Genomic DNA, 21,119 nt, shown 5'->3' on the forward strand with positions numbered 1-21,119 from the left:
TGATGACATTCCGTCATCTTTTTTTGTGAAAAAATATTTATACGGATGACCACCGGTTGCGGGCGCTTTTAACGAATAAGACGAACGATAAATAGAATTTTGCCTTCAATAAAGAATATTTATTAAATCCTTTTACCTTAAGCTATATTGACAGTTATAACGTTTTACTTTAGAATGCAAAACGTGCTGATAAATAAAGTTGAGGAGTAAATTGGAATGAGAAAAATTGGGAAGTTAACTGCTTTCCTGGTTGTCTCGGCGTGCTTCTTAGCTAGTTTTGCATTTTTAACAAAAACTGTTCACGCGGCCGATAATAGTTCGGTAACGCAAGCACAAACAACGGCAGCAGTGCCGACTACTAATCCGCCAACCGGCAGTGCAGTAGAAAATAGTGAACAGGGGACCGCGGGTTCAAACGCAGCGTCGACACCAGCACAGGCGACGCAGCAAGAATCAAATGCGGCCCCTGCTCCCGCACCTTCACAAGTGAATAATTCGACAACTCAGAGTCGGGATGTTAGCAATCGTATTACTAGCATTGACGTCACGAGTTTGGACACTGGTAAGGCTGAGGCTACCTATAATGATGGTGCTCGTTTGAAGGTGAAGGGTATGTTCAGTGATGCTGCTGGTAAGATTCATGAAAATGATTTTATCAAGATCACTTGGCCCTTAGATACGAGTGCCAAAGCATATATTCAAGGCTTTAATGGTGGTAAGGATGTTGCAATTGATGGGATCAATGTTGGTCGCTATCAAGTTAGCGAAACTGGTGCCATTTTAACGTTTAACAAGAACATCGAAAACTTTACAGAAGATGTTCATGGGGACTTTTCCTTTGAAGTTCAAGCCCGTAACCTTGATACTGAAGATCATAATCTGACCTTTTCCTCTGGTAACGAGGTAAAGGTCATCACTGAAAAAGGACAAAGCAATACACCACAGGAAGGACCAGGCCATAAAGCTTGGCAGGGATCTAAGGTCGGTGATATTCGTACGAAGGATGATGGCACGCGTTACATTATGTGGGGTGTTTATCTCAATAGTGACGCCGCTTACCTGGATGATGATATTGTAATGACTGATCCAATTGGTGATGGGATGAAGCTTGATACTTCTGATCCTTCATCGATTTACTTCTACATTGACGGTAAATCATACAACTTGAAGGAGTTCAAGCAGGCATTCCCAACGGTTCGTCTGACTACTGATGACAATGTCTTAAAGCTGACACTAGATCGTAATTACTTTAGCGGTCGGTCAGTAATGGTTGGTTACAAGACCATCTTAACTAACACGTCACTGCCTAATTACGACAACACCGCGACGGTAACTTACCGTTTGAGTGGCGAAAAGCAACCGACGACGGTTCACTGGTCAAAGACTGTTAAAAATATCGCCTTCGATGCTCATGTTTACGGGACGAATCCTCGCGAACTGAAAATCATCAAGCAGTATCAAGATGATGATGGTTCAACTAAGACGGCCCAAGGGGTAGTTTTTGAAATCACATACCCTGATGGCAAGACGGTAAAGAAAACGACTGATGCAAAGGGGATTATCGATCTGACGGACCTGGATGCTGGTACTTACATGATTAAGGAAATTTCAGCACCAAGTTACTTGGAAGTGAGCGATCAGACTTGGAAATACGTGGTTTCTGCGAAGGAAAAAGGCCAGGGATTGATAGTTACTGATAAGAAGAAATTTTCGATGCCGTGGAAGCCGTTAACTCCAGCGAAGAAGCCGGCAACGGATTACAGTAACACGCATGCATGGTATCCGCTGACACCAGCAACAAAGCCAGCAACGGATTACAGCAACACACATGCATGGTACCCGTTAACTCCAGCGAAGAAGCCGGCAACGGATTACAGTAACACACATGCATGGTACCCGTTAACTCCAGCGAAGAAGCCGGCAACGGATTACAGCAACACGCATGCATGGTATCCGTTAACTCCAGCGAAGAAGCCGGCAACGGATTACAGTAACACACATGCATGGTACCCGTTAACTCCAGCAACGAAGCCATCCACTGAAACATCAATTCCGTGGACGCCACTGACTCCAGCGAAGGAAGTTAAGCCATGGACACCGCTGACCCCGTCAACGAAGGTAATTCCGTGGACAGACTACAGTAACAACAAGTCTCAAACTGTAATCCCATGGACAGATTACAGTAATAATAAGTCCAAGACGGTAATTCCGTGGACGCCACTGGTTCCGCAGGACGTTCCAAGCCTGGAACCGGGTAAACGTGCTCAGGATTCGGCCACGCCGACTACCGAGGACGTAATTCCGTGGACGTCGCTGACGCCTTCTACGCCGGCAACGTCAAATGAAAATCAGCCAACGACTGATGATTCAACGATGCCAAGCGCCACGACGACGAGTGAAACTGACCTGGCAGTGCCAGAGGATGTTCCTACTTCGTCCACGCCACAGCAACCAGTTGTCGAAAATACTTCACAGCCGGTGTTGGCAACGACGGATCGGGTTCTGCCCGCTTCAACAATCAAGACTGACACTCAAGAAAATGTTGTTCGTGGCAATCAATTGCCGCAAACTGGAAATAATAAAAATGCACAACTAGCAATCTTTATGCTGGGTGGCCTCCTGCTGGTCGCCAGCCTGGCAGTTGCACCGAAGAGAAACTAGGACAGCAAAAAAAGCTATGCAGATAGTCGCATCTGCATGGCTTTTTTTCGTCCATTGGTTATTTCAAAATCTTCTGCAAAAATTCCTTGGCCCGCTCACTGGTCGGGTGGGTAAAGAATTCTTCCGGTTTGCCGCTTTCTTGGATGTAGCCATCGGCCATGAACCAAATCTGGTCGGCAACTTCCCTGGCAAAGCCCATTTCGTGGGTGACGACGACCATCGTCATCCCAGAAGCGGCCAGATCCCGCATAACCTTGAGTACTTCCTCGACCATCTCCGGGTCCAGGGCGCTGGTCGGTTCGTCGAAGAGCATCACCTCGGGATCCATTGCTAGAGCCCGCGCGATGGCCACCCGCTGCTTTTGCCCCCCGGAGAGCTGGTCAGGATACTGGTCAGCCTTGTCTTCCAGGCCGACCTGCTTGAGGAGCTTCAGGGCCGTTTGCTTGGCCTGGTCTTCGTCGATTCCCTTGACCTTTACCGGGGCAATCATGATGTTCTTCAGGACGTTCATGTTTGGGAAGAGGTTGAACCCCTGGAAAACCATGCCCATCTTTTCCCGAATCTGGTCGAGCTGCTTATCGGTCATTCCGGTCAGGTCCTGGCCTTCAAACAGTACCTGGCCGCCGGTGGGCTGCTCCAGGGCGTTCAGGCAGCGCAGGAAGGTACTCTTCCCGGCCCCGGACGGTCCGATCACGCAGATCACCTGGCCTTTGTCGACCTCCTCGGAGATATCCTTCAGGACGATGTTGTCCTTGTACTTCTTCTGCAAATTTTTAACTTCAATCATTTTAGTGGGCATGTTTCATTCTCCCTTCAAAGTAAAGCAGTACCCGTGAAAGGGTAAAGGTCATGACAAAGTAGATCATCATTGTAATGAACAATGGCAGGACCCCTTTATAAGTATCCGCCTGAACCAGCTGGGTTTCAAACATTAACTCCCCAACCCCGATGGTGGAAACCAGGGAACTGTCCTTTAAGAGGGTGATTAATTCATTCCCCAGCGCCGGCCAGATGTTCTTGAGGGCTTGCGGCATGATGACGTAGTGGAATGAAGTGCTCTTGCTCATTCCGAGGCTCCGGGCGGCTTCGGTCTGGCCGAGCGGGATGGATTGGATCCCGGAACGGATGATTTCGGCCACGTAGGCACCGGAGTTTAATGAGACGGCGATAATCCCGGCGAGCAGGGCGGGCATCGAACGAATTACGGCACCAATCCCGAAGTAGACGAACATAATCTGAACCATCATTGGAGTTCCCCGCAGGAATTCAATGTAGCAAACGGAAATTGCGTGCAGAAGCTTGTTCTTGGATAGCCGCATCAGGGCAAAGAGGGTCCCGAGGATGAAACCAAAGAATACTGAGACGACCGTGATGATCAGGGTGTACTCAACCCCCTTGGCGAAGTAGCGCCAGTAGGAAAGCACGGTGTTTTGTTTTTTGTAGCTCCGCATATATTTGGAAGCTTCTGGCAGCCATTTTTTATTAATCACATTTTCCTTATTAACTTCATCGATCGTCTTATTAGCCGCAGCCACTAGTGCGGTTGAACCTTTAGGAAAGGCAATTGCCATATCGCCAGCAGTACTTGGCAGCTTGGAATTAAAGGCAACAAAGTTATCATTATTGGCAGCATAGGCTTTTGCCGTAGCTTCATCCATTAAGACAGCATCTACCTTGTGAGATTGTAAGGCAATTACCAAGTTAGAAAGTTTTGCGAGGCCCTTATTCGTGGCATATGGCATACTTTTCTTGATCATTGATGACTGCGTGGTCCCGTTCTGAGCACCAACCGTCTTGCCCTTAAAGTCTTTTGCAGTTTTGTAGCGGCTCCGATCGTTTTTATTGATTAAGAAGTAACTATTCCCGGAGTAGTAAGTGTGGGAAAAATCAACACTCTTTTTCCGTTCGTTGGTAACGTTCAGTGCACCAACAACAGCATCGATTTTGCCCGTTTCCAAGGCGACCATAAGCGAATCAAAGTCCATGTTTTTAATAACCAGTTTGACGCCGAGATCTTTTGCCAAACGCTTATCCAGTTGAATTTCAAAACCAACATATTTGGTTTTACCATTGATCTTAGTAGTGAATTCGTACGGTGGATAGTCGGCGCTGGTCCCAACAACTAACGTTCCCTTTTGTTTGATCTTTTGCAGCGAATCATCGGTTGAACTGCTCGACGAAGAGCTGCTGGAGACGGCGCTGGATGAACTGGCGCTGGTCGAACTGGTTGAACTACTCGAGCTGCTGGAGGTCGCGGCCAGAACCGTGCTTGGCATGACCAGCGACCACAGCAGAATGAATAGCATGAATAATTGCTTGAGGTGTTTCATAGTGGTGACTCCTTTGTCTGAATTAATGATTGTTAGCAATATACACCTTTATTTTTATTTATGCAATATAAAACAGAAAAATAGTATAAATATGCAACGAGCTGAATGGGTTTTCATTCCCGTGCCGAGGGGATCGGGTAAGAAAAAATAAATTTTCCAGGGTGATTAACGCACGGTTTACGTTAATACGGAAAAAATAGAGTTTCTACTTAAATTTGTGTCAGCATAAATGTAAGATTTTTTAACAAAACATTGACAGTCAAGATGGGATTAGGTACAATACCATTTGTAGTGAAAAGGCGCATTTCGTAGCCTTGTTACGTAACTTTAAGCTCGGAGGGAGGGAATCAACATGTCAAAAACAGTCGTTCGTAAGAATGAATCTTTAGACGACGCTCTTCGACGCTTTAAACGTTCAGTTTCACGTAACGGAACTCTGCAAGAATACCGCAAGCGTGAATTCTACGAAAAGCCTAGTGTACGACGGAAGTTAAAATCTGAAGCGGCACGGAAGCGCAAGAACAAGCGTGGTCGTCGTTACTAAAATGTTTGCTCCTACCTTTTGATGGTGGGGGCTTTTTTCGTCAAGAGGAGGAAATATAATGAGTTTATTAAAACAGCTGCAAGCCGACATGATTAGTGCAATGAAGAACCGTGACAAGGACACCCTGGCCGTGGTCCGGATGTTAAAGGCCGCCGTCCAAAATGCCCAGATTGAGGCCGGCCACGACCTGACGAGCGACGAAGAGATTGCCGTTATGGCCCGCGAATACAAACAACGCAAGGAATCCCTGGCCGAATTTGAAAAGGGTGGCCGGGATGACCTGGTCGAAGCCACCAAGAAGGAAATGGCTGTGGTCGAGAAGTACATGCCAAAGCAGCTCTCCGCTGACGACGTTAAGAAGATCGTCACCGAGACCGTCCAAGCCGTCGGTGCTTCCAGCATGAAGGACTTCGGGAAGGTCATGGGTGCCGTGATGCCAAAGGTCAAGGGCCAAGCCGATGGTAAGCTGGTCAACCAGACCGTCAAGGAAACCCTGAGCAACTTATAAAAGAGAAAATTAAATTGTAATCTGCCCGTCACAATCGGCCGCAAATGGCATTGTGACGGGCTTTTTCTTTGTCATTATTATGCAATAATTCTGTATATTTTACGAAAATAAAAGAAATTTGCGAATAATTGTTGATTTTTATTCAGTCGAAGCGTATATTAGTCACCAATCACAAATCAAGTAATTGGAGGACGAGAATTATGGCAAAAGAAAAAATCGTATTAGCATACTCTGGTGGTTTAGACACGTCAGTCGCAATTGCGTGGCTGAAGAATAAGGGTTATGACGTGATCGCATGTTGTATTGACGTCGGTGAAGGGCTCGATCTGGAAGCCATCCAAAAGAAGGGTGAGTCAATCGGCGCCTGGAAGTCCGTGGTGATCGATGCTAAGCGCGACTTCGCCGAACAATTCGTACTGCCAGCCCTGCAGGCCCACGCCATGTATGAACAAAAATACCCACTGGTATCTGCCCTGTCTCGTCCACTGATCGTGCAGAAATTAGTTGCCGTTGCTAACCAGTACGGGGCGACCGCGATCGCCCATGGTTGCACCGGGAAGGGGAACGACCAAGTTCGTTTTGAAGCCGGCATCCACGCCCTGGCACCCGACATGAAGATCGAGGATCCGATTCGTGACTGGCACTGGTCACGGGAAGAAGAAATTCAATACGCTAAGGACAACGGGATTCTGGTCCCGATCACCAAGGCCAGCCCGTACTCAATCGATGAAAACCTCTGGGGTCGGGCCAATGAATGTGGGATCCTCGAAGATCCATGGGTTGCTGCTCCAGCTGACGCTTACGCCCGGACCAAGGCCATCGAGGATACGCCGGACATGCCAACCACCTTGGAGATTAGCTTCAAAGAAGGGGTCCCAACCGCCATTAACGGCGAAGAATTGTCGCTGGATCAACTGATCATGAAGCTCGACAAGCTCGCTGGCGACAACGGAATTGGCCGGATTGACCACGTCGAAAACCGGCTGGTCGGCATCAAGTCCCGGGAAATCTACGAATGCCCGGCGGCCACGGTCTTACTGGCGGCGCACAAGGACCTCGAAGACCTGACCCAGGAGCGGGAAGTCGCCCACTTCAAGCCGATCGTCGAACAAAAGATGAGCGAGATCATCTACAACGGTCTCTGGTACTCACCATTAATGAAGGCGATGGTTGCCTTCATCGATCAGACCCAGCAGGTTGTGAACGGGGTTGTGCGGGTCAAGCTCTTCAAGGGCAACGTGGTCTGCGAAGGCCGGAAGTCACCAAACTCCCTCTACGACAAGAACCTGGCAACCTACACCTCTGCCGACGAGTTCGACCAGGAAGCTGCGACCGGCTTCATCAAGCTGTGGGAGCTACCGGATAAGGTCTACGCCCAGGTTCAGAACAAGAGCAAGCAGAACCAGGCAAAGGGGGTTCACGATGCCGATTAAACGGATGTGGGGCGGCCGGTTCGAGCAGGCGGGAGACGCCCTGGTTGACCAGTTCGGCGCCTCCATTTCCTTTGACCAGGAGATGGCTAAGGAGGATATCATGGGGTCACTGGCCCACGTGAAGATGCTCAAGGCCACCAAAATTCTTTCGGCCGGGGATGCCGACCAGATCATCGCCGGCTTGGAGAAGCTGGCCAAGCGGCTCGAACAGGACGGCCTGCCCTTTACGGTTGAAAATGAAGATATTCATATGAACATCGAGGCCCTCTTGACCAAGGAAATCGGGCCGGTCGCCGGCAAGCTTCACACAGGGCGGAGTCGGAATGACCAGGTGGCTACCGACTTCCATCTCTATGTTAAGGAGCGTCTGCCCAAGATCGTGGATGCGCTGCAGGACTTGCAGCGGGCCCTGGTCAAGCGGGCGGCGGAGAACGTCGAGACGGTCATGCCGGGCTACACCCACATGCAGCACGCCCAGCCGATCTCCTACGGCCACTATCTAATGGCCTACTTCCAGATGTTCCAGCGGGACGTCGAGCGTTTCCAGTTCAACATGCAGCACACCGACCTATCGCCGCTGGGGGCGGCCGCCCTGGCCGGGACGACCTTCCCAATTGACCGGAAGCTGAGCGCGGACTACCTGGGCTTTGCGGCGCCCTACGCCAATTCCTTAGACGCCGTGTCCGACCGGGACTTTGCCCTAGAGTTCTTGAGCAACGCCAGCATCCTGATGGTCCACCTGTCACGGCTGTGCGAGGAGATCATCTACTGGTGCTCCTACGAGTTCGGCTACATCGAGCTGGCCGACTCCTATTCGACGGGGAGCTCGATCATGCCGCAGAAGAAGAATCCAGACATGGCGGAACTGATCCGGGGCAAGTCCGGCCGGGTCTTCGGTGACCTGATGGGGCTCTTAACGGTGATGAAGGGCCTGCCGCTGGCCTACAATAAGGACATGCAGGAGGACAAGGAAGGGGTCTTCGATGCGGTCAAGACGATCCTGCCGAGCCTGAAGGTGATGACGGGGATGATCGAAACCCTGACGGTCAAGAAGGACAAGATGGCCCACGCTACCCACAACGACTTCTCCAACGCCACCGAGCTGGCCGACTACCTGGCTACTAAGGGAATCCCGTTCCGGCAGGCGCACGAGATCGTCGGGGAACTGGTGCTAAAGGGGATCAAGACCGGCACCAACCTCGCCGATATTTCATTGGAAGACTTTCAAAAGATCGATCCGCGGATTGAAAAGGACGTTTACACGGTCCTCAAGCCGCGGGTGGCCGTTCAACGGCGGAATTCATACGGCGGGACCGGCTTTGACCAGGTCCGGGCCCAGATTGCGGCGGCCAAGCAGCTGCTCGCCCAAGAAAAAGCAAATTAGTATGCCAAAAGAGGCTGGGAATTAACCTAGCCTCTTTGCTGTTATATAGCTTATAAATGCTGCAGCGCGGTAGCTGGCTGGATCCTGAACGTTGATAAATCAACACCCACCAGATAGGCTAGCTTCGCGTCGGGACGCCTAGCCAGCCTCCCAAATAGGCTTGCTCCGCGTCGACGGGGGTGGGAAGACGAACTCGCAAGCGAGTTCTGTCCCACTCCCTTTACGCAACAATTGAATAATTGATCATATTGGACCGAAGAGCTTGGCAGTTTTGGCTTGCCAGGTGGGTCAGAGCGATCGCCAGCAGGGCGCTTGACGGCGCGCTTTGGCAGAAAAAGGCAAGGTTTCACGCTGATTTTATTATAAATTTAGTGATGGAAAATCTTGCTTTTTTTCCTAAATTTCAAGAATAAGTTAGCCACTGGACTCAAATAAATAATACTGACCAATTGATTATTGGTTGATGGAGCTGTGATATCTCTTGGTAGAAGGCCTTACGATAGATATCCATTGACGAATGTCCATTAAACATAGCTCGTGGATAGTGATTCATCCAATCATTAGTCGCTATGATCTGAGCACTACTATAGTTATTTATAGCTTCACCTTTGGTAATCTCCTTGCGGAGAAACCGGTTATTGATCTCATTGGATCCACGTTCCCAAGGGGAATACGGATCAGCATAGAAAACATGATCGTGAACTTGTGTTAACTCACTAAATTCTGAACCGTTGTCAGAGGTTATTGTCTTAAAAATGCGATAGTAAGCATCTGTGCCCATTTTCTGGCGCAAATTTATAAAGAACTGATTTACTGCATGCGCAGTTTTACCAGCAATTTTACTCGTGATATTAACTCGTGAAAGGCGATCAGTCATTACTAGTACAACACTGTCATTACCGTTTTTCTGTCCCTGAACTGTATCCAGTTCCCAATGGCCAATTTCGGACCGTTGGTCCGCAGTTTGAGGTCGTTGAGCAATATTAGGCCCTAAGCACCTTTTAGCTTGCGGATGAGTTTGATGATGCTTACGTTTAGGTTTTTCAAAGAGGTCTAAATTGGACGTACGAAGCACACCCTCATTAATCCATTGATATAAAGTTACAACCGACTTTGGGATCAGGGTGCCATCATTCATTAAATCTCGAGCCTTATAAATAACCGCTTGTGGGGAGTAATGGTGGTCGTCAAACTCACCAAGCATTAGCTGATCAGCTAATCGTAAAAATTGCTTTGAAGAATAATATAAGCGACGACGACCAGAATGGCGGTGATGTTCAAGATATGTGGCCTGACCAGCTTCATAACTATAGATGTAGTAAGAATATTCGTAAATCTTACCATTAGATTTTTGACGACGAAGTTGGCGGACCGTACCACGGTTGAGCTCGTTATTAATTGTTTGATGATTAACTCCTAATTGGCGACCAATTGCGCGATTGGAAAGTCCTTGCGACTTTAAAGTCGCAATCATCATACGTTCTTCTTTAGTAAGATGAGCATTCTTTTTATGAGTAGTCAATAAAATAGTAGACATGGTATCATTTAAGTGCGTCATTTGACGGACATCCTTTCATATAGGTTTGGTTCACTTAATATGATACCTGATGTCACGCCGAATGGCGTTTTTTATTTACCACCAACTGGGTGGCTAACTTCATTCTATAATCTACCATTTTTTTTATTTTTAAATCAATGGTACAGCAAGTAACAAAAAACGGTAAAGATAAGAAATTATCTTATCCTTACCGAATATCATAGAACCGAAAGACCGAACTCTGGACCGCTTACTTTGTTTTTAATTGTAATTACTTAGTAGTTCCACCTTCATTATCGGCTTCACCACTTGCCCACACCTTGGTTGCGTATGAGGAGTTGAACAGCAAGGCTGCTTGTAAGGCAATTTGCGATAGGTCGCCACCAAAAGTTCCAATGTGGACACCCATCTTGTACCGAATTGCCAAAATAATCCAATAAATGATATTAGCAGTATTTACCCAGATCCACAGTGACCAGTTTTCCTGGTACTTCAAAACGTAAAGCAACTGGGCAATAAAGCTAACAACGAGGTTAAATGAATCGAAGTACGGTAACTGACCATTAAAGAGGCCAATTACATACCAACCAACAAAGTATGCAACGACGACGCCAGCGAAAACATACTTCCGTACTTTCGGGCTAAAACGCTTCGTGGCGTCATCATTTCCCCACATAAACCAGCCAATCGGTTGTGAAATCACATAAATAATGTCCATTACGAATGTTCCCCAAGTATGACTTTGCCAGGCAACATAAGTCATGGCAATACACTGAATGAAGCCGAAGATAAACGTAATCTTCCGTCCCTTCATCCCGTAAACTAAGGCTAACGTTCCGAAGACACCAGACAACATCCCGACCCAGCTGTCAGGAGCAATCAGGTAAACCCCAATTTGTAGCACTAACAGGATTGTTACATAAATTACCTCGAATTTCTTCCACTTTATAAATAGCTGGTTAAATAGCCAGCCGTGTTCTGTATTTGTCATTTGAAGTGAACCCCCATAGTTGGACGAAAGATTCATTAAACCAGCGTCGCACCCAGTGAATTTTTAAAATGGTCAAGCGCCCACTCCTGACCATGCTTGGTAAAGGTGGCGACCCCCTTAACCGGAATCGTAATCTGGTAGTTCAAATTATAGGCGGCAATTGCGGTGTGCAGGACACAGATATCGGTGCAAACGCCTGCAATCCACAAGTTATCAATTTTTCGTTCCCGCAGGTAGTTATCAAGATTAGTATTTTGAAATGATGAATAGCGGTTCTTATTAAACTGGTAAACCCGGTCACTGGCCTGATGTTGTTCAAACCAGTCATTAACCTTGCCGTATAGCTGTTGACCAGGCGTACCGACCATGTTATGTGGCGGGAAGAGTTTAGCTTCTGGACTAAACCGGTCCCCACAATGGGCATCAGTCGGGAAAATTACGTAGTCGTCATTTTGGTAAAAACGGTTGGCCAGCTGAACCAAATAATCTTCTAATTCCTGCGCTGGCTTGCCACAAGTAAGCGCACCATTGTCAGCGACAAAATCGTTTGTATAATCAATAATTAATAATGCTTTAGTCATTGCTAACTCCTTATTTTTGTGCCTCATCAACCAGCTTTTGTTGCAAGTCAGCTAACCGCTTGGTTAAATAAACCGGGAAGCGGTCCGGATTAAGCAACCGCTTAGTAGCCGCCGGCAGCTGTGCTAATTCGGTCTGCGCAAAATGCTGGATGGCAAAAGTGTCGGTTTCAATTGGCGCCGCTTTTTCCAGTGTCAAAACTTGCTTAAGCAGTGGCTTAGCAATGAAGTCGGTTAAAATCACTTTATTCCGGGTGACGTGAACGTCAGCATTGATTGCCGCAATTTCGGTTCCAATCTGCTCGTCAGCCAGGGCAATTACATCGGCAACAGCGTGTTGGGGATCATGCTTATCGTAGAGCCGGTAAACCTGCTTATTCCCAGGGAGCGTAATCTTTTCGCGACTATTACTAATCTTGATCTTTGGCACCCATTTGCCATCATTTTCTAGTGCCGACATTTTATAAACACCGCTTAATACTGGACTGGATGAACTGGTAATTAGTCGATCACCGATCCCAAAGTTATCCAGTGGTGCCCCTTCATCAAGCAATGACTTAACAATGTGGGCATCAAGGGCGTTTGAAGCAGTAATCTTAGCGTTGGTAAAACCAGCCTCGTCCATCATCTTCCGGGCCTTGGTTGCCAACTGGGCAATATCACCAGAATCGATGCGGATACCAACCGGTTCGTGGCCAGCTGCCCGCAATTCCTTAAAGACTTTAATTGCGTTCGGTACCCCAGAGTTAACCACATCGTAGGTATCAACTAACAGGGCAGCATTGTCAGGGTAAATTTTTGCCCAGGCACGAAAGGCCGTTAATTCATCAGGAAAGCTTTCAATCCAGGCGTGGGCCATCGTCCCCGCCGCCGGAAGGTTAAACCGCTTGGCAGCTAGCACATTGGAGGTACTACTGCACCCACCAATAATGGCAGCCCGCGCACCATATATTGCGGCATCAGGCCCCTGCGCCCGTCGTGCACCAAATTCCATTACTGGGCGTCCGCCAGTAACGCTGGTGATCTGCCATGCCTTCGTTGCAATCAATGATTGGTGGTTAATGATGTTTAAGATCAGGGTTTCGAGAAGTTGGACATCAATTAGTGGGCCACTAATACTAAGGATTGGTTCCTGTGGGAAGACTGGCGTGCCTTCTGGGATTGCCTTAATTGAGCAGCGGTTGTGAGCTGCCGTCAGGTAAAAGAGAAAGTCGTCACTAAAGTGGTTAAGGGACCGCAGATAAGCAATGTCATCAGTTGAAAAGTGCCAGTTCTTAACTTCATCAATTACTTGCATCAATCCAGCACTAATCACAAAACTGCCATCATCGGGCGCCTTACGGTAAAAGACGTCGAAGCGCGCCTGCTTATCGTGGGGAAGTGTTTGATAATAACCGTTGGCCATTGAAAACTCATACAGGTCGGTTAATAATTCATGCTTCATTATTAAACAACTCCTAACAAATTTAGGTAAAAAATACTTTAACTACTGCAAAAAATAAAAGTATATTGAACTTCTATTATCACTAATTGTAGCACTTTTATTTTTAGACGTAAGGTAGTACCAGTTTAAATAACTTTGGTGGCCGGCCTGACCGCTTTGTTGCGGCGGTACCAACTTCCTTAAACAGTTTTTGGTGGGTCTTTTTAAAATTAGAATTATCAATTTGATCGACCGTTGTTTGGCGGAAAGTAGCATAAACTTCGCGGGCTTGCCGAAGGGTAAAAGTTGGTCCTAAGATCTGTAAAATGGTTGGCTGGTAGTCCAGTTTATTTTTAATTCGTACAATGGCCGTATTAATAATTTGGTGGTGGTCAAATGCTAGCGCCGACCCTGTAGCCAAACTCAAAACTAAGTCACCATTTTGCAAGATAAACTTCCCGTGGTCAAAGTTAAGACTAAACCACCCGACTTCGGTTGCTCCGTACCCGGCCCTCAGTTGCGGCATTGTCGGTAAGAAAGTCATGTAGGCAATCGCCAAGGCCCGCTCACCGCTTACCCGGTCGGGATCGGTGAAGGTTGCCAACTGTTCGGTAGCACTGTTTGATAGACGAACACCAATTTTATCCTTAATCAGGCGGATACAGGCAGCGTCAGCACTTTCATCCCGCCGCAATAGGGTTTCTGGTAAAGCCCAGTGGCCCTCAAATGGCGGATAAGCCCGTTTGACCAGCAGGACTTGTGGTAAATGGGTCAGGGGATTAAAACTCCAAATAATATTTGCAATCGTAATTAGCGGACGCGCAACAACTTTGTCAGCCATCTCTTTCACCTCACAAAATATTATAGCGCAATCAAGAATCACAATAATAAAGCTAAGTGCGTCATACCAAAATCCAGCTGAAATATTATTATAAATTTGTAAATTAACAGGCACATTTTTTCTTGGTGGTAGATTATAGAATGAAGTTAGCCACCCAGTTGGTGGTAAATAAAAAACGCCATTCGGCGTGACATCAGGTATCATATTAAGTGAACCAAACCTATATGAAAGGATGTCCGTCAAATGACGCACTTAAATGATACCATGTCTACTATTTTATTGACTACTCATAAAAAGAATGCTCATCTTACTAAAGAAGAACGTATGATGATTGCGACTTTAAAGTCGCAAGGACTTTCCAATCGCGCAATTGGTCGCCAATTAGGAGTTAATCATCAAACAATTAATAACGAGCTCAACCGTGGTACGGTCCGCCAACTTCGTCGTCAAAAATCTAATGGTAAGATTTACGAATATTCTTACTACATCTATAGTTATGAAGCTGGTCAGGCCACATATCTTGAACATCACCGCCATTCTGGTCGTCGTCGCTTATATTATTCTTCAAAGCAATTTTTACGATTAGCTGATCAGCTAATGCTTGGTGAGTTTGACGACCACCATTACTCCCCACAAGCGGTTATTTATAAGGCTCGAGATTTAATGAATGATGGCACCCTGATCCCAAAGTCGGTTGTAACTTTATATCAATGGATTAATGAGGGTGTGCTTCGTACGTCCAATTTAGACCTCTTTGAAAAACCTAAACGTAAGCATCATCAAACTCATCCGCAAGCTAAAAGGTGCTTAGGGCCTAATATTGCTCAACGACCTCAAACTGCGGACCAACGGTCCGAAATTGGCCATTGGGAACTGGATACAGTTCAGGGACAGAAAAACGGTAATGACAGTGTTGTACTAGTAATGACTGATCGCCTTTCACGAGTTAATATCACGAGTAAAATTGCTGGTAAAACTGCGCATGCAGTAAATCAGTTCTTTATAAATTTGCGCCAGAAAATGGGCACAGATGCTTACTATCGCATTTTTAAGACAATAACCTCTGACAACGGTTCAGAATTTAGTGAGTTAACACAAGTTCACGATCATGTTTTCTATGCTGATCCGTATTCCCCTTGGGAACGTGGATCCAATGAGATCAATAACCGGTTTCTCCGCAAGGAGATTACCAAAGGTGAAGCTATAAATAACTATAGTAGTGCTCAGATCATAGCGACTAATGATTGGATGAATCACTATCCACGAGCTATGTTTAATGGACATTCGTCAATGGATATCTATCGTAAGGCCTTCTACCAAGAGATATCACAGCTCCATCAACCAATAATCAATTGGTCAGTATTATTTATTTGAGTCCAGTGGCTAACTTATTCTTGAAATTTAGGAAAATAAAAAAATTAAAAAAGACAACTATCTTAAGTTATCCCCATAACCACTCAGTTGTCTTAGAAAGGATATATTCCTCATGACTAATGATATCAATTTTTGAACTGGAATCAAGGATCCTTACTTAATTGCCTACACTGTTATTCCCGACGTAACTTCCAATATCACTGGTTATCCAATCAAGATGTCGTCGAACGGCTGCTCGATTTCTCTCCAGATCTAAGGGCTGCCTACGAATACTATCAAGACTTAATAGCTACGATTAGTGACCGCAGTCAGACTTTGTTAGATCAGCTAATTAAGCGGAATAATCTACCAAACGTTATGAGACGAGTTAAGCGAACCCTCGCCAAGCACCGCCAGGAGATTATTGCCAGCTTTTACACCCGACTAACCACCGGTCCGATCGAAGGTACCAACAATAAAATTAAAGTCATCAAGCGAACTGCATATGGCTATCGCAACTTCTTCCATTTTCGGATTAGGATTCTTATTTCGTTGAAGACTTCTAATCTCGTGATTCGTGAATTATCAAAAAAGAGAACTAGACCAATAGCCAAGGTGGCTTAGTCTAGTTCTCCAAATTCTCTTTATCCTTACCGATTGACAAAGAGCCCTTTTAATCGTAACAATTAAGTACACCCAAACGTTACGGTCAGAGTTATACTAATATCAATGATAGAAGTGTAACAATTGAGTGTAACAAATAGGAGACAAATATGGCATTAGTTTTTTACGCAAGAGTGAGCTCAAAAGGTCAGAATCTGGATCGTCAACTAGCAAGAGCAAAGGAAGTAAAGGCTGATAAAGTTTTCACCGATAAGTTAAGTGGGAAGAATACTGATAGGCCAAGTTTGGAACAAATGTTCGATTATATTCGTGAAGGCGATATTGTTGAGGTGATCAGTCTTGATCGTTTAAGTCGTAATTACGATGATATTCAGCACCTTGTTCAGCGATTAAAGGACAAAAAAGTTAAATTGGTTGTTGATGATCTGCCGCAAACTAATACAGGCAATGAGCTTGTGGATCAGTTTATGCTGGACATGATGGTCAATCTTATGGGGTTTGTCGCTCAAAATGAACGTGAAAAAATACATGAACGGCAGCGTCAGGGCATCTCTGAGGCAAAACGAAAAGGGGTTTATAAGGGTAGACCAAAAAAATATGCGTCTGAGAGCAAAAATAGGGAGGGCAGATTGGTATATGAGAAGGTTTATGAAGCTATCACCTCTGGTAATTACAAAAGCAAGGCTCAACTAGCACGTGAAGTTGGACTCTCACGCCAACAATTGTATCGGATCATTAGATCTATTAACGATCAGAGTAAGTAAAAAGCATTAATACAGGCATGTAATGAGACTGTCGCTAATATTCCTAAATCATTGTTAAAAATGACAAGCAATGATATGAAGACGCTAGAGACAAGCTCTGATGTAGTCTTTGATAGTGATGAGGCAAAGGCTAAGCAAATGCTGCACTACTATTATGAAGACAGTGGTTCTTCACTACAGGGACGCACAAAATCATTTGTTTTACTTTACGGATTTAATTATCAGAACCCAGACAATAGTGATGAAGCAATTACGATGCAAGCCTTAAATAAGGATGGAACACCAGTTACAGATATTCAAAAGTCTACGGCGACTGTTTCACCACGTCCAGATAAGGCTAAAACCTCGCAATTATTGTTCTATTACTGCAATGTTGATACTGGACAAATGGTAACCAATGCACCGTTAGTTGTTAATCAGAGTAAAAATTCACAGAGCCAAAATGTAATGGACGTAACGGTAACGCCAAAGAGCCATTATCATTTGGTAACTCCTACATATAAAATACTAAGAATGATATCCAAACCTATGAAAAGCAAGGTTATCAACTGGTTTCTGACCCAACGAAGGGTGCGGCACTGACGTTCGATGGGCAGACGTACGTTATTCATCTTAGCCATGGCACTAAGGCGACAACGCAAACGGTTAAGGTAACGCGGAAGATCAATTACGTAGATCAAAACAAACAGCAGCTGAGTCAGCCGGTTACGGAGGAAACCACCTTAACAGGGACCGGGACCATTGACCTGGTTAGCGGCCAACTGGTAAAGCCATTAGTTTGGACTGGCAACACTAGTTTAGCTGCGCAAACTTCTCCGGTAATCAATGGCTACCACTTAGTCAGTGTTGACCGGGACAGCAAGGATAACCGGAACGTCGATGCAGTCACGGTTAACCACGAAACCGACTCCTATGATGTTTACGTGATTTACGCTGCCAACGGCAAGATTATTCCGGTTACGCCGGACGGCAATCCAATTGCTGGAGCGGAGCAACCGCAATATTCAACTGATCCTAAGAATCCGGCTGGAGTAACGCCGAATGAAAAGGTTCCGACGATTCCGGGCTATACCCCATCAACGTCAACGGTCACGCCGACTGATCCGGGGCAGAATACGAATGTTGTTTACAACCAGCAACAGGTTGCTGAAATAGTTTACCTTGACCAGGATGATAATAATGCCCAATTGGCAACTTCGGGTCAGCTTTCTGGTGCAGCTGGCAGTGTCATCGACTATGCTCAGCAGAACCAGGCGGAAATTACAAAGCTGGAAAACAAGGGTTACAAGCTGATCAATAATGGCTTCCCAACTGGTGCTGTTTATGATAATAATGGCAAGACGGTTCAGCGCTTTGAAGTCATTATGGGCCACGCTACGATGACGGTCACGCCGACTAATCCTGGCAAACCGGGCACGCCAATTAATCCGAATGATCCAACCGGCCCGAAGTATCCGGCTGGGACGGATCCAGATGGTTTAACGGCAACCAGTACTCAGACGGTTGAATATATCGGTGCTGGTGACCAGACGCCAGATGAGATAACAAAGACGCTCACCTTTACCCGGACGAAGACGATCGATAAGGTAACGGGCCAGGTTGTTGACAGCACGGAATGGACACCAAGCACCCAGAACTTCCCGGTTATTGGCACGCCGCAGATCAAGGGTTACACCCCGGATTACCAATACGTCGGTGGTGATTCCGTTGGTCCAAACTCAACTAAGAAGTACACCGTTACCTACACTAAGGACACGATGCCAACGGTCAACGACCAGCACGCCCAGGTTCGGTACTTGGATCAGGACAATGGTAATAGTGAAATTGCCAATACTAATTCTGGTGACTTAACGGGTAAGCCGGGCACGGCCATCAATTATAGTACTGGGAGTACGCTAACTAAGCTGATCAATCAAGGCTATGTCTTGGTAAACAATGGCTTTGATTACGGTGGACAGGTCGAATACTTTGACAACAATGACAGCACCAACCAAGTCTTTATTGTAACTTTGAAGCACGGGACGAAGGACATTACGCCAACGACGCCTGGTGATCCGGGTCAGCCAATCAATCCGAATGATCCGCAAAGCCCGAAGTACCCAAGCGGCACTGATAAACAGAGCTTAATTGCTCACGGCACTCAGACGGTTCACTACGTTGGGGCCGGTGATCAAACGCCAAAGGACAGCGTTACGACAGTCGACTTTGGCCACAACTTAGTTCTTGATAAAGTTACCGGTCAAATCGTTCGCGATAACGGCTGGCAACCACTGACCCAACACTATCAAGTTATTGATACGCCAGCGATTGCCGGTTACACGCCAGATCGTCAGTATGTCGGTGGCGACACAGTTTCCATTGATAATCCAAACCGGGTTTACACGGTTACCTATGTAAAGAACAATCAAGGTAGCCAGACGAGCCAAGGTTCACAGAGTCAAGGCAGCCAAACTAGCCAGGGCTCACAGAGCCAAGGTAGTCAGACCAGCCAAGGTTCGCAAAGCCAGGGCAGCCAGACGAGCCAAGGTTCACAGAGCCAGGGCAGCCAAACTAGCCAAGGCTCACAGAGTCAAGGTAGTCAGACGAGTCAAGGTTCGCAGAGCCAGGGCAGTCAGACGAGCCAAGGTTCACAGAGTCAAGGTAGTCAGACAAGTCAAGGCTCACAGAGTCAAGGCAGTCAAACTAGTCAGGGCTCACAAAGCCAAGGTAGTGAGACAAGTCAGGGCTCGCAGAGCCAAGGCAGCCAGACGAGCCAAGGCTCGCAGAGTCAAGGCAGTGAAACGAGTCAAGGCTCGCAGAGTCAAGGTTCGCAGAGTCAAGGTAGCCAGACTAGTCAAGGCTCACAGAGTCAGGGCAGTCAAACGAGTCAAGGCTCACAGAGCCAAGGCAGTCAGACGAGTCAAGGTTCGCAGAGTCAAGGCAGCCAGACGAGCCAGGGCTCACAGAGTCAAGGTAGTCAGACGAGTCAAGGTTCGCAGAGCCAGGGTAGTCAAACTAGCCAGGGTTCACAGAGTCAAGGCAGTCAAACTAGCCAGGGTTCACAGAGTCAAGGCAGTGAAACGAGTCAAGGCTCGCAGAGCCAGGGCAGTGAAACGAGTCAGGGTTCACAGAGTCAAGGTAGTCAGACAAGTCAAGGCTCACAGAGTCAAGGCAGTGAAACGAGTCAAGGCAGCCAAACTAGCCAAGGTTCGCAGAGTCAAGGTAGCCAAACGAGTCAAAGTTCGCAAAGTCAAGGCAGTCAGACAAGTCAGGGCTCAGAAAGTCAAGGCAGTCAAACTAGCCAAGGTTCGCAAAGTCAAGGCAGCCAGACAAGTCAAAGCTCGCAGAGTCAAGGTAGTCAAACTAGCCAGGGCTCCGAGAGTCAAGGCAGCCAAACTAGCCAGGGCTCACAGAGTCAAGGTAGCCAGACGAGTCAAGGTTCACAGAGCCAGGGCAGTGAGACGAGCCAAGAATCGCAGAGTCAAGGTAGTCAGACTAGTCAAGGCTCACAGAGTCAGGGTAGCCAGACCAGCCAGGGATCGCAAAGCCAAGGCAGTGAGACAAGTCAAGGTTCAGAAAGTCAAGGTAGCCAGACCAGTCAGGGTTCGGAAAGTCAAGGCAGCCAGACAAGCCAAGGTTCGCAGAGCCAAGGCAGCCAGACAAGCCAAGGTTCGCAGAGCCAAGGCAGCCAGACAAGCCAAGGTTCGCAGAGCCAAGGCAGTGAAACCAGTCAAGGCTCACAGAGTCAGGGTAGCCAGACTAGCCAGGGTTCGCAGAGCCAAGGCAGTGAAACCAGTCAGGGCTCCGAGAGTCAAGGCAGTCAGACAAGTCAAGGTTCAGAAAGTCAAGGTAGCCAGACCAGTCAGGGTTCACAGAGCCAAGGCAGTGAAACCAGCCAAGGATCGCAGAGTCAAGGTAGTCAGACTAGCCAAGGCTCCGAGAGTCAAGGCAGCCAGACCAGTCAAGGTTCACAGAGCCAAGGTAGTCAGACCAGCCAGGGCTCGCAGAGTCAAGGTAGTCAAACGAGCCAAGGCAGTCAGACTAGTCAGGGTTCCGAGAGCCAGGGCAGCCAGACCAGCCAAAGCTCACAAAGCCAAGGTAGTCAGACCAGTCAAGGTTCCCAGAGTCAAGGCAGTCAGACCAGCTAAAGCTCGCAAACTCCAACCACT

17 protein-coding genes are annotated in these 21,119 nt (G+C 47.1%); 10 read left to right on the forward strand and 7 right to left on the reverse strand.

The genetic code is table 11. From position 1 onward, the window contains the following. Positions 1–216 precede the first annotated feature (216 nt). Positions 217–2,661: a SpaA isopeptide-forming pilin-related protein gene (locus LKE23_RS01180; protein WP_291977656.1), complete on the forward strand. Its 2,445-nt coding sequence runs from the start codon at positions 217–219 to the stop codon at positions 2,659–2,661. Between the two features lie 58 nt (positions 2,662–2,719). Here LKE23_RS01180 and LKE23_RS01185 read toward each other — a convergent pair whose 3' ends face one another. Beyond that, entirely contained in the window at positions 2,720–3,460 is a 741-nt protein-coding gene (locus tag LKE23_RS01185; protein WP_291977657.1) for an amino acid ABC transporter ATP-binding protein, read from the reverse strand. Then, positions 3,450–4,991 (reverse strand): ABC transporter substrate-binding protein/permease, encoded by a 1,542-nt coding sequence (locus LKE23_RS01190; protein WP_291977659.1) that lies wholly within the window; start codon positions 4,989–4,991, stop codon positions 3,450–3,452. Before LKE23_RS01190 ends, LKE23_RS01185 begins: the two co-directional genes overlap by 11 nt. 352 nt (positions 4,992–5,343) lie before the next feature. Between LKE23_RS01190 and rpsU the strand changes: the two genes are divergently transcribed. The 4 genes from rpsU to argH all read left to right on the forward strand — a co-directional run bounded on the left by rpsU (position 5,344) and on the right by argH (position 8,860). After that, complete coding sequence (rpsU, locus tag LKE23_RS01195; protein ID WP_047770440.1) at positions 5,344–5,535, forward strand: 30S ribosomal protein S21; 192 nt, start codon at positions 5,344–5,346, stop codon at positions 5,533–5,535. A 58-nt stretch (positions 5,536–5,593) separates the two neighbouring features. Further along, positions 5,594–6,043 carry a GatB/YqeY domain-containing protein gene (locus tag LKE23_RS01200; protein ID WP_267201651.1) on the forward strand — a complete coding sequence of 150 codons (450 nt, stop codon included), beginning with the start codon at positions 5,594–5,596 and terminating at the stop codon, positions 6,041–6,043. Between the two features lie 200 nt (positions 6,044–6,243). Further along, on the forward strand, positions 6,244–7,476 hold the full coding sequence (locus LKE23_RS01205; RefSeq protein WP_291977667.1) for an argininosuccinate synthase: 1,233 nt from the start codon (positions 6,244–6,246) through the stop codon (positions 7,474–7,476). Further along, positions 7,466–8,860 (forward strand): argininosuccinate lyase, encoded by a 1,395-nt coding sequence (argH, locus tag LKE23_RS01210; protein WP_267201649.1) that lies wholly within the window; start codon positions 7,466–7,468, stop codon positions 8,858–8,860. The genes LKE23_RS01205 and argH overlap by 11 nt, the downstream gene beginning before the upstream one ends. 427 nt (positions 8,861–9,287) lie before the next feature. On the opposite strand, the gene LKE23_RS01215 is transcribed toward argH, so the two are convergent. From LKE23_RS01215 to LKE23_RS01235, 5 genes are all read right to left on the reverse strand, one after another. Beyond that, positions 9,288–10,418: an IS30 family transposase gene (locus LKE23_RS01215; RefSeq protein ID WP_291977669.1), complete on the reverse strand. Its 1,131-nt coding sequence runs from the start codon at positions 10,416–10,418 to the stop codon at positions 9,288–9,290. A gap of 250 nt (positions 10,419–10,668) precedes the next feature. Beyond that, positions 10,669–11,388 carry a nicotinamide riboside transporter PnuC gene (gene pnuC, locus LKE23_RS01220; RefSeq protein WP_291977671.1) on the reverse strand — a complete coding sequence of 240 codons (720 nt, stop codon included), beginning with the start codon at positions 11,386–11,388 and terminating at the stop codon, positions 10,669–10,671. Positions 11,389–11,423: 35 nt separating this feature from the next. Next, positions 11,424–11,969: a cysteine hydrolase family protein gene (locus tag LKE23_RS01225; RefSeq protein WP_291977672.1), complete on the reverse strand. Its 546-nt coding sequence runs from the start codon at positions 11,967–11,969 to the stop codon at positions 11,424–11,426. A gap of 10 nt (positions 11,970–11,979) precedes the next feature. After that, positions 11,980–13,410, reverse strand: coding sequence for a nicotinate phosphoribosyltransferase (locus LKE23_RS01230; protein ID WP_291977673.1), 1,431 nt, complete (start codon positions 13,408–13,410; stop codon positions 11,980–11,982). Positions 13,411–13,513: 103 nt separating this feature from the next. Beyond that, positions 13,514–14,230: an NUDIX hydrolase gene (locus LKE23_RS01235; protein WP_267201210.1), complete on the reverse strand. Its 717-nt coding sequence runs from the start codon at positions 14,228–14,230 to the stop codon at positions 13,514–13,516. Between the two features lie 243 nt (positions 14,231–14,473). Here LKE23_RS01235 and LKE23_RS01240 point away from each other — a divergent pair, with 243 nt between their 5' ends. The 5 genes from LKE23_RS01240 (at position 14,474) to LKE23_RS01255 (ending at position 21,098) form a co-directional block, all read left to right on the forward strand. Next, positions 14,474–15,604: an IS30 family transposase gene (locus LKE23_RS01240; RefSeq protein WP_291977669.1), complete on the forward strand. Its 1,131-nt coding sequence runs from the start codon at positions 14,474–14,476 to the stop codon at positions 15,602–15,604. Between the two features lie 132 nt (positions 15,605–15,736). Next, positions 15,737–16,207, forward strand: a complete 471-nt coding sequence (locus LKE23_RS11075; RefSeq protein ID WP_366512169.1) for a transposase — start codon at positions 15,737–15,739, stop codon at positions 16,205–16,207. A 149-nt stretch (positions 16,208–16,356) separates the two neighbouring features. Continuing rightward, positions 16,357–16,971, forward strand: coding sequence for a recombinase family protein (locus tag LKE23_RS01245; RefSeq protein WP_291977674.1), 615 nt, complete (start codon positions 16,357–16,359; stop codon positions 16,969–16,971). A gap of 60 nt (positions 16,972–17,031) precedes the next feature. After that, positions 17,032–17,553, forward strand: a complete 522-nt coding sequence (locus LKE23_RS01250) for a hypothetical protein (RefSeq protein WP_291978327.1) — start codon at positions 17,032–17,034, stop codon at positions 17,551–17,553. Positions 17,554–17,576: 23 nt separating this feature from the next. Further along, positions 17,577–21,098 carry a mucin-binding protein gene (locus LKE23_RS01255; protein WP_434737620.1) on the forward strand — a complete coding sequence of 1,174 codons (3,522 nt, stop codon included), beginning with the start codon at positions 17,577–17,579 and terminating at the stop codon, positions 21,096–21,098. The last annotated feature ends 21 nt before the right edge of the window (positions 21,099–21,119 follow it).

This window comes from Limosilactobacillus sp., assembly GCF_022482365.1.
Taxonomy (GTDB): domain Bacteria; phylum Bacillota; class Bacilli; order Lactobacillales; family Lactobacillaceae; genus Limosilactobacillus.

Bases quoted from the DNA above. Each gene is read 5' to 3' on its own strand.
- LKE23_RS01235 (WP_267201210.1), bottom strand. From the start codon at position 14,230: ATGGCTGACAAAGTTGTTGCGCGTCCGCTAATTACGATTGCAAATATT.
- LKE23_RS01230 (WP_291977673.1), bottom strand. From the start codon at position 13,410: ATGAAGCATGAATTATTAACCGACCTGTATGAGTTTTCAATGGCCAAC.
- LKE23_RS01190 (WP_291977659.1), bottom strand. From the start codon at position 4,991: ATGAAACACCTCAAGCAATTATTCATGCTATTCATTCTGCTGTGGTCG.
- LKE23_RS01205 (WP_291977667.1), top strand. From the start codon at position 6,244: ATGGCAAAAGAAAAAATCGTATTAGCATACTCTGGTGGTTTAGACACG.
- LKE23_RS01180 (WP_291977656.1), top strand. From the start codon at position 217: ATGAGAAAAATTGGGAAGTTAACTGCTTTCCTGGTTGTCTCGGCGTGC.
- LKE23_RS01225 (WP_291977672.1), bottom strand. From the start codon at position 11,969: ATGACTAAAGCATTATTAATTATTGATTATACAAACGATTTTGTCGCT.
- argH (WP_267201649.1), top strand. From the start codon at position 7,466: ATGCCGATTAAACGGATGTGGGGCGGCCGGTTCGAGCAGGCGGGAGAC.
- pnuC (WP_291977671.1), bottom strand. From the start codon at position 11,388: ATGACAAATACAGAACACGGCTGGCTATTTAACCAGCTATTTATAAAG.
- LKE23_RS01250 (WP_291978327.1), top strand. From the start codon at position 17,032: ATGACAAGCAATGATATGAAGACGCTAGAGACAAGCTCTGATGTAGTC.
- LKE23_RS01185 (WP_291977657.1), bottom strand. From the start codon at position 3,460: ATGCCCACTAAAATGATTGAAGTTAAAAATTTGCAGAAGAAGTACAAG.
- LKE23_RS01245 (WP_291977674.1), top strand. From the start codon at position 16,357: ATGGCATTAGTTTTTTACGCAAGAGTGAGCTCAAAAGGTCAGAATCTG.
- LKE23_RS01215 (WP_291977669.1), bottom strand. From the start codon at position 10,418: ATGACGCACTTAAATGATACCATGTCTACTATTTTATTGACTACTCAT.
- LKE23_RS01240 (WP_291977669.1), top strand. From the start codon at position 14,474: ATGACGCACTTAAATGATACCATGTCTACTATTTTATTGACTACTCAT.
- LKE23_RS01200 (WP_267201651.1), top strand. From the start codon at position 5,594: ATGAGTTTATTAAAACAGCTGCAAGCCGACATGATTAGTGCAATGAAG.
- rpsU (WP_047770440.1), top strand. From the start codon at position 5,344: ATGTCAAAAACAGTCGTTCGTAAGAATGAATCTTTAGACGACGCTCTT.